Raw genomic sequence first — 8,733 nt, 5'->3', positions numbered from 1 at the left:
GGGGCGTCGCGCGCAGGTCCGGCCCCGAGGAACGATCGCACCCCGGCAGATCCCGTTTCCCCCCCTATCCCTTGGGAGATATACGCCCCATGCACCCCCCCCCCATGAGTAGGATGTTTTCGGGGCTTCTTCGAACCTAGAGTAACCCACCGTGTGACGAGGTGATCCGCTTGGATGATCTCGTTCGACGAATCGGCGGACCGGCGATCTGGCCAGAGTGAAGGACCGCGATTCGAAACAAAGAAGGTACGTATCGATCCCGGAAGCAACAAGCCGGCCTGCATACAGAATCCGATCAAGGAGACCGCCATGGCGAACCAACATCATCCGACCCCCATGCTCGACGAGTTGGAAAACGGCCCTTGGCCGAGCTTCATCTCGGGAATCAAGCGCCTGCGTGACGATCATCCCGATGATCGCATCAAGAACGTCACCAACGACCTGTTGGGCCAGCTCGAGCACTCCTACGAAACCCGCAAGGGCTACTGGAAGGGCGGTACGGTTTCGGTGTTCGGTTACGGCTCGGGCATCATCCCGCGCTTCTCCGAGGTATCCAAGGCCTTCCCCGAATCGCGCGAGTTCCACACCGTCCGTGTGCAGCCGCCTGCCGGCAACTTCTACTCCACCGCGATGCTGCGCCAGCTCGGCGACAGCTGGGAGAAGTACGGTTCCGGCCTGATCACCTTCCACGGCCAGACCGGCAACGCGATGTTCATCGGCGTCAACACGACCAACACCCAGGGCTTCTTCGACGAGATCAACGAATACGGCTGGGATCTCGGTGGCGCCGGCCCCTGCGTGCGTACCGGCATGTCCTGCGTCGGCGCGGCCCGCTGCGAGCAGTCCTGCACCAACGAGCAGCGCGCCCACCGCGTCCTGCTGAACCGCTTCACCGACGACGTGCACCGTCCGTCCCTGCCGTACAAGTTCAAGTTCAAGGTCTCCGGCTGCCCGAACGACTGCGTCAATGCGATCGAGCGTTCCGACTTCGCGGTGATCGGCACCTGGCGCGACGAGATCAAGATCGACCAGGAAGAAGTGAAGAACTTCGTCGCCGAGTACGGCCGCGACAAGGTTCACCTGGACGTGATCAACCGCTGCCCCAGCAAGTGCATGACCCTGAACGAGGACAACACCCTCCACATCGAGGACAGCAACTGCGTCCGCTGCATGCATTGCATCAACGTGATGACCAAGGCCCTGTCTCCCGGTGACGACAAGGGCGTCAGCATCCTGGTCGGTGGCAAGCGCACGCTGAAGATCGGCGACCTGATGGGCACCGTGATCGTGCCGTTCATGAAGCTGGACACCGAAGAGGACTACCAGGGCCTGGTCGAACTGGCCGAGAACATCATCGACTTCTGGGCCGAGAACGGCCTCGAGCACGAGCGTTGCGGCGAGATGATCGAGCGCATCGGCCTGGTGAACTTCCTGAAGGGCATGGGCCTCGAGGCCGATCCCAACATGGTCAGCCACCCGCGCCAGAGCTCCTACATCCGGATGGACGATTACGACGAGGCCGCGGAAAACTACCTCCGCCAGAAGATGGAAAAGCGGCAGGCCGCCGCGGGTTGATCCCGCGGTTCCGCCCCCTGATCGAACCCAACGAATTCAAAAGATAGCGGGAGTCACCGATGTCACAAACAGCCATGCGTCCGCCGATCGAATCCGGTTGTCCGGACGGTTTTCAGTACATGCACCCGGTCATGCGCCGCAATTTCGGCGCGTGGAAATACCACGAGCATCCCCGCCCCGGCGTTCTGCTCCACGTCTCCGAGTTCGGCGAGAAGATCTGGACGGTGAAGGCCGGCACCCAGCGCATCCTCGACGTGTTCACATTGCGCAAGCTCTGCGATATCGGTGACGAGTATGCCGACGGCTATGTCCGCTTCACCATCCGTTCGAACATCGAGTACATGATCGATGCCGAGGAGAAGGTCGAGCCCCTGATCAACGCCCTGGAAGAGGCCGGCTTCATCGTCGGCGGCACCCGCAACTCGGTGTCGATGATTTCCCACACCCAGGGCTGGCTGCACTGCGACATCCCCGGCACCGACGCCTCCGGCGTGGTGAAGGCGATGATGGACGAACTCATCGACGAGTTCCGCAACCACAACATGCCCAATCGCGTGCACATCACCACCTCCTGCTGCCAGATCAACTGCGGCGGCCAGGGTGACATCGCGATCAACGTGCAGCACACCAAGCCGCCGAAGATCAACCACGACCTCGTCGCCAACGTCTGCGAGCGCCCCTCGGTGGTCGCCCGCTGCCCGGTGGCCGCGATCCGTCCGGCGCTGGTCAACGGCAAGCCGTCACTGGAAGTGGACGAGAAGAAATGCATCTGCTGCGGCGCCTGCTACCCGCCCTGCCCCCCGATGCAGATCAATGACGCCGAGCACACCAAGTTCGCGATCTGGGTCGGCGGCAACCACTCGAATGCCCGCGGCAAGCCGACCTTCCAGAAACTGGTCGCCTCCGGGATTCCGAACAACCCGCCGCGCTGGCCCGAGGCCACGGCGATCGTCAAGCGCATCCTGAAGGTCTATCAGGAAGACGGGCAGGACTGGGAACGCATCAACGACTGGATCGAGCGCATCGGCTGGCCCGCCTTCTTTGAGAAAACCGGCCTCCCGTTCACCCGCTACCACATCGAGAACTGGAGAGGCGCGCGCAACACCCTGAACGCCTCGACCCACATCCGGTTCTGATCGCGGGTCCCCGACCCGGCAGAGGATCAACCGGCGGCCCCTTGGCCGCCGGTTCGTAACCAGGCTCAACAGGAACACAGTTCATGAAATACGGAATTCTGGTCAACGAGGGCCCCTACCAGCACCAGGCCTCGGATACCGCTTACCAGTTCGCCAAGGCCGTGCTCGACAAGGGCCACGAGCTCTACCGCGTGTTCTTCTATCACGACGGCGTGAACAACGGCACCCGCTTCGCCGTGCCACCGCAGGACGACCGCAAGATCGCGGAACTCTGGAGCCAGATGGCCGAAGCGCATGGCACCGACCTCGTGGTCTGCATCGCCGCCGCCCAGCGCCGTGGCCTGCTGGACGAGGGCGAGGCCAAGCGACAGGGCAAGGATGGGAACAACATCGCACCCGGCTTCCGGATTTCCGGACTCGGCCAGCTGATCGAGGCCGGCATCCAGTGCGACCGACTGGTCGTGTTCGGCGACTGACCCCCGATGCGGGCCAGCGTTGCCCGCGGATCCCCGTCCCTGCATCCGCTGCGGATGCCTGGACAGGCAACCATCAACACTGAAGGTAGAAGCAAATGTCAGAACCTTGGGAAGAAGAAGGTCCAGGCACGGTCAAGAAGTTCATGTACGTGAACCGCAAGGCCCCCTACGGCACCATCTACGCGCTGGAGTCACTGGAGGTCGTCCTGATCGCCGCCGCCTTCGAACAGGATGTCAGCATGGCCTTCCTCGATGACGGGGTGTACCAGCTCAAGAAGGGCCAGGACACCAAGGGCATCGGTCAGAAGAATTTCTCCCCGACCTACCGAGCCCTCGAGGGCTACGACGTGGAGAAGCTCTACGTGGAAGCGGAATCGCTGGCCGAACGCGGCCTGAGCGAGGATGATCTGCTGGTTCCGGTGGAGGTCATGAGCCGTGAGGCCCTGGCCGAGCTGATGAACGAGCAGGAAGTGATTCTGAGTTTCTGAGGGGATTTGTCATGAGCATGCTGCATACCGTCAACAAGTCGCCTTTCGAGCGCAATACCCTCGTCTCGTGCCTCGGTCACGCAACGGCCGGCTCGGCCATCCTGCTGATTGAGGACGGCGTGTACGGCGCCCTGGAGGGGACTGCCCATTCGGATCTGCTTCGCGGGGCACTCGCCGATCACAGCGTCTACGTCCTGGGTCCGGATCTTAACGCCCGTGGCATGACCGACGACCAGGTCATCGAAGGCGTCTCGGTCGTGGACTATGGCGGCTTTGTCGACCTGACCGAGAAGCACGAAAAAGTCCAGGCGTGGCTCTGACCACCGGACCCTTCCCAATAATACCAACCCGAACCGCAATCAAGAGGAGCATCCCATGCCCATCGAAGCCAATGGCAAAGTGTATGAAACCGACGAAGAAGGCTACCTGGCCGATCTGAACGACTGGAACCCCGACCTCGCGGCCGCCATGGCCAAGGCCGACGGCGCCGATCTCGACGAGAACCACTGGGAGGTCATCAACTTCCTGCGTGAGTACTACGAGGAATACCAGATCGCCCCGGCCGTCCGCGTGCTGACCAAGGCCATCGGCAAGAAGCTCGGGCCGGACAAGGGCAACAGCAAGTACCTGTACGAACTGTTCCCCTACGGTCCCGCGAAGCAGGCGTGCAAATACGCCGGCCTGCCCAAGCCGACCGGCTGCGTCTGACCCGTCTGCACGACCCCTCCGGGTGAGGCCCGCCCTCACCCGGAATTCTCATCCGGAGGATTGCCCGTGTTCGTCACCGTGCTCTTTGCCCTGCTCTTCTACGTGGCCACCGCCATTTTGCTGGTCGGCCTCGGCGTGCGCATTGCAGGTTATGCACGGGCCCCCGCCCCCCTGAAGATTCCGACCACGCCGGCACCGACGACCCGCGGCGGAGTGGTCCTGCGCATGGGCACCGAGGTCTTCCTGTTCAACAGCCTGTTCAAGGCCAACAAGTGGATCTGGCTCTTCGGCATCGTGTTCCATGTCGCGCTGGCGCTGGTCCTGCTGCGTCACCTGCGTTACTTCCTCGATCCGGTTCCGACCTGGGTCGTGATGATCCAGCCTTTCGGCCTGTACGCCGCATTTGCGATGGTGCTGGGCCTGGCCGGGCTGTGGGTGCGCCGCATCTTCGTGGAACGCATCCGCTACATCTCCTCGCCCTCCGATCACCTGATGCTGGCGCTGCTGCTCGGGATCGCGCTGACCGGTCTGAGCATGACCTATCTTTGGCATACCGACATCACCGCGGTGAAGCTGTTCTTCACCGGGCTGATGCGCTTCGAGTTCAACCCCCTGCCGTTGCAGCCAATGCTGCTGCTGCACCTGCTGCTGGTGGCCGGACTGATGATCATCTTCCCCTTCAGCAAGCTGCTGCATGCCCCGGGGGTCTTTTTCAGCCCCACGCGCAACCAGGTCGACAACCCGCGCGAGAAGCGGCACGTGACGAAGGTGAAGTGGATGACCGCGAGTGAACGCCCCGCCACCGGCGGCGACAAGTAACCGCGGCTGAGCCCGGCAACCAGGATACTGCGACATGGCCAAATTCGAGACTCCAGAAATCAAGGACGAAACCGTGGACATCCCTGCCCTGCAGACTGGGGTGATGTCCCACAGCAAGCCCTACGTGTCTCAGGACAAATTCCAGGCACCGCTCGGGTTCCCCGGTGAACTGGTCGACAACTGGAAGGACGTTGCGATCAACAAGCTCGGAGAACTGCTGGAGACCAATCGGGCGCTCCAGGTCTTCATGGATTCCTGCGTGAAGTGCGGTGCCTGCACCGACAAGTGCCATTACTTCCTCGGCACATCGGATCCGCGCAACATGCCCGTCGCGCGCCAGGATCTGCTGCGCGGCGTCTATCGCCGGTACTTCACCCTGCCGGGCAAGTATTTTCCCAAGCTGGTCGGCGCGACCGATCTGACCGAGGAAGTCCTCGGCGAATGGTACAGCTACTTCCACCAGTGTTCCGAGTGCCGCCGCTGCTCTGTGTACTGCCCCTACGGCATCGACACCGCCGAGATCACCATGGCCACGCGCGACATCATGAACGCGGTGGGCGTGGGTCAGAAATACAGCAACGAGATCATCGGCAAGGTCTTCAAGATCGGCAACAACCTGGGGCTGCCCCAGCCCGCGCTGGCAGACACCCTCCTGGGTCTTGAAGAGGACGTGAAAGACGAAACCGGCGTCGATGTACGCTACCCCTTGGACGAAAAGGGCGCCGAGGTGCTGCTGGTTACGCCTTCCGCCGATTTCTTCGCCGAACCCCACGTCGACGGCCTGATCGGCTATGGCAAGGTCTTCCACGCGGCCGGGATCTCCTGGACCCTGTCCTCGCATGCGTCCGAGGCCGCGAACTTCGGCCTGTTCATCGGTTCGGCGGAAAACATGAAGAAGATCGCGCTGCGCATCCGCGAGGCGGCGCTCGATCTCGGTGTGAAGCGCATCATTTTCGGCGAATGCGGACATGCATGGCGGGTTGCCTACAGCTACCTGAACACACTGGCGGGCCCCTTCGACTTCCTCGATCCGCGCTACCCGGTGCCGCAGCACATCTGCGAGTTCACCTACGATCTGATCCAGCGGCGCGCCCTGACCCTGGACAAGAGCGCCAACGATCACCGTCGCGTCACCTTCCACGATTCCTGCAACGTGGCCCGCGCCTCGCGGATGGGCGACATGCCCGGCGGCCAGTTCGTGATCCCGCGCGAGATCATCAAGGCCGTGTGCAACCACTATTACGACATGGCCCCGGATACCATCGGCGAAGCGACCTTCTGCTGCGGTGGCGGCGGCGGCCTGCTGACCGACGACCTGATGGAACTGCGGGTCAAGGGCGCGCTGCCACGCATGTCGGCCCTGAAATCGGTGGTCGAGGAACACGGCGTCACGCACATGGCGGCGATCTGCGCCATCTGCAAGAGCCAGTTCGCCAAGGTACTACCCTATTACGGATTCGAGATGGACCAGATCGTGAGTGTTCACCAGCTGGTCAGCGACGCCATCGTCCTCGACGCCAAACAATAACCACGAACCGATGCAAAGCCGGGCCACCAGGTCCGACTCCACAGGAGACACGGCATGGCAACCTCAAGCGATGACATGAAACTGACCTTCCGCAAATACCGCGACGGCGACCACGAGCAGCGGAACTGGCAAAGTGCCATTTTCGAGGGCGATCATTCCCACAAGTGCCCGGTCTATGTGCACCGCACGCCGCCCTGCCAGGGCTCCTGCCCGGCCGGTGAGGACATCCGCGGCTGGCTGCAGATCGTGCGGGGCATCGAAAAGCCCAGCGGCGACATGTCCTGGCAGGAATATGCCTTCCGTCGTGCCACCGACGCCAACCCCTTCCCCTCGGTGATGGGCCGTGTCTGCCCTGCCCCCTGTGAGTCGGGCTGCAACCGCAACGAAGTCGAGGACTTCGTCGGCATCAACTCGGTGGAACAGTTCATCGGCGATACCGCTCTGACCGAAGGCTTCACCTACGATCCCGCTCCGGCCCTTTCCGGCAAGCGTGTCGCGATCATCGGCGGCGGCCCCGGCGGCATGTCCGCAGCCTACCACCTGCGCCGCAAGGGCCATGCCTCGACCATCTTCGACGATCACGAAGAACTGGGCGGCATGATGATGTACGGCATCCCCGAGTACCGGGTTCCGCGTCCGATGCTCCGCGGCGAGATGGAGCGCATCACGTCGCTCGGCGACATCGAGCTGCGCCTGAATACCCGCGTGGGCAAGGACGTGAGCGTCGAGGACATCGAGAAGGAATTCGACGCGGTCGTATGGGCCGTGGGCTGCCAGACCGGCCGCAACCTGCCGGTGCCGGGCGGTGACGCCCCGAACTGCATCGCCGGCGTCCGGTTCCTGTCCGCCTTCAACACCGGCCGCCTGAAGGTCCTGCCGACCGACAAGATCGTCTGCGTGGGTGGCGGCGACACCTCCATCGACGTGGTTTCGGTGGCCCGGCGTCTCGGCAAGATCGAGGCCGACAACCCGGTGGACAACCCCGAGGACGCGATCCACGGCTACGTGGCGCACGATTCGGCGACCGCCGCCGTGCGGACCGGCGCCGACGTAACGCTGACCTCGCTGTTCACCAAGGAAAAGATGACCGCGACCGAGCACGAGGTGCAGGACGCCCTGCGCGAGGGCGTGAAGATCCTGGACGGCGTGATCCCGATCGAGGTCGTGCTGAACGACAAGGGCCGCGCCATCGGCCTGAAGATGGCCCAGTGCCAGTTCGAGGGCAATGCGCCGAAGCCGGTGGAGGGTACGGAGTTCGTGCTGGAGGCCAACCTGATCATCACTGCCATCGGTCAGGGCGGCGACCTCACCGGCCTCGAGTTCATGGACAACGGCCGCGGCTTCATCGACAGCGACAAGTTCTACCAGGTGCCCGGCAAGAGCGGCCACTTCGTGATCGGTGACATCATCCGCCCGCATCTGCTGACCACCGCCATCGGCCACGGCCGGATCGCCGCCGACAGCATCGATTACTTCCTGCACCAGCAGGAGCCGATCAAGCGTCCGCGTGTCGACGTGCACCACTTCAACCTGCTGAACAAGCTGCAGGAGACCGGGCTCGAGCCCGAGGCCTACTCCGGCGAGCAGGTCCGCGGTACTTCCGATGCCCGGTTTGCGGTGCACAACTTCGAGGACCGTTCCGCGCAGGAGATCATCTCCCACGAGAAGCTGTTCAAGGGCCATTTCCCCTACGTGGCACGCAATCTGCGCGAGGAGCACGGACCGAGCGCCGACGAGGTGATCGGACACTTCGAGGAACGCATGCGATCGCTGACCGAAGAGAAGGCGGTCGAGGAGGCCAAGCGCTGCATGAGCTGCGGCATGTGCTTCGAGTGCGACAACTGCGTGATCTACTGCCCCCAGACGGCCGTATTCCGGGTGAACAAGAAAGAGAGCGCCACCGGTCGCTACGTCGATACGGACTACAACAAGTGCATCGGCTGCCACATCTGCGCCGAGGTCTGCCCCACGGGCTACATCGACATGGCCATGGGTGACTGAGC

9 protein-coding genes are annotated in these 8,733 nt (G+C 63.0%); all 9 read left to right on the top strand.

The genetic code is table 11. The features are described from left to right. The first annotated feature begins 309 nt into the window (after positions 1–309). The 9 genes from dsrA (at position 310) to EA346_RS12470 (ending at position 8,731) form a co-directional block, all read left to right on the top strand. Entirely contained in the window at positions 310–1,575 is a 1,266-nt protein-coding gene (gene dsrA, locus EA346_RS12510; RefSeq protein ID WP_296759082.1) for a dissimilatory-type sulfite reductase subunit alpha, read from the top strand. Between the two features lie 59 nt (positions 1,576–1,634). Further along, positions 1,635–2,711 carry a dissimilatory-type sulfite reductase subunit beta gene (gene dsrB, locus EA346_RS12505; RefSeq protein ID WP_296759080.1) on the top strand — a complete coding sequence of 359 codons (1,077 nt, stop codon included), beginning with the start codon at positions 1,635–1,637 and terminating at the stop codon, positions 2,709–2,711. Between the two features lie 83 nt (positions 2,712–2,794). Next, complete coding sequence (tusD, locus tag EA346_RS12500; protein ID WP_296759078.1) at positions 2,795–3,187, top strand: sulfurtransferase complex subunit TusD; 393 nt, start codon at positions 2,795–2,797, stop codon at positions 3,185–3,187. Positions 3,188–3,282: 95 nt separating this feature from the next. Then, on the top strand, positions 3,283–3,675 hold the full coding sequence (tusC, locus tag EA346_RS12495) for a sulfurtransferase complex subunit TusC (protein ID WP_296759075.1): 393 nt from the start codon (positions 3,283–3,285) through the stop codon (positions 3,673–3,675). A gap of 11 nt (positions 3,676–3,686) precedes the next feature. Further along, positions 3,687–3,995, top strand: coding sequence for a sulfurtransferase complex subunit TusB (gene tusB / locus EA346_RS12490; RefSeq protein WP_296759073.1), 309 nt, complete (start codon positions 3,687–3,689; stop codon positions 3,993–3,995). A 55-nt stretch (positions 3,996–4,050) separates the two neighbouring features. Next, positions 4,051–4,383, top strand: a complete 333-nt coding sequence (locus tag EA346_RS12485; RefSeq protein ID WP_296759070.1) for a TusE/DsrC/DsvC family sulfur relay protein — start codon at positions 4,051–4,053, stop codon at positions 4,381–4,383. A 66-nt stretch (positions 4,384–4,449) separates the two neighbouring features. Next, complete coding sequence (locus tag EA346_RS12480; RefSeq protein WP_296759069.1) at positions 4,450–5,202, top strand: respiratory nitrate reductase subunit gamma; 753 nt, start codon at positions 4,450–4,452, stop codon at positions 5,200–5,202. Between the two features lie 34 nt (positions 5,203–5,236). Next, complete coding sequence (dsrK, locus tag EA346_RS12475; protein ID WP_296759067.1) at positions 5,237–6,730, top strand: sulfate reduction electron transfer complex DsrMKJOP subunit DsrK; 1,494 nt, start codon at positions 5,237–5,239, stop codon at positions 6,728–6,730. A gap of 54 nt (positions 6,731–6,784) precedes the next feature. Then, positions 6,785–8,731 (top strand): NAD(P)-binding protein, encoded by a 1,947-nt coding sequence (locus EA346_RS12470; protein ID WP_296759066.1) that lies wholly within the window; start codon positions 6,785–6,787, stop codon positions 8,729–8,731. Positions 8,732–8,733 lie beyond the last annotated feature (2 nt).

It is taken from the genome of Thioalkalivibrio sp. (assembly GCF_007692535.1).
GTDB lineage: Bacteria > Pseudomonadota > Gammaproteobacteria > Ectothiorhodospirales > Ectothiorhodospiraceae > Thioalkalivibrio.
The sequence above is the reverse complement of the archived record's forward strand: the minus strand, read 5'-3'. Positions and strand labels throughout refer to the sequence as shown.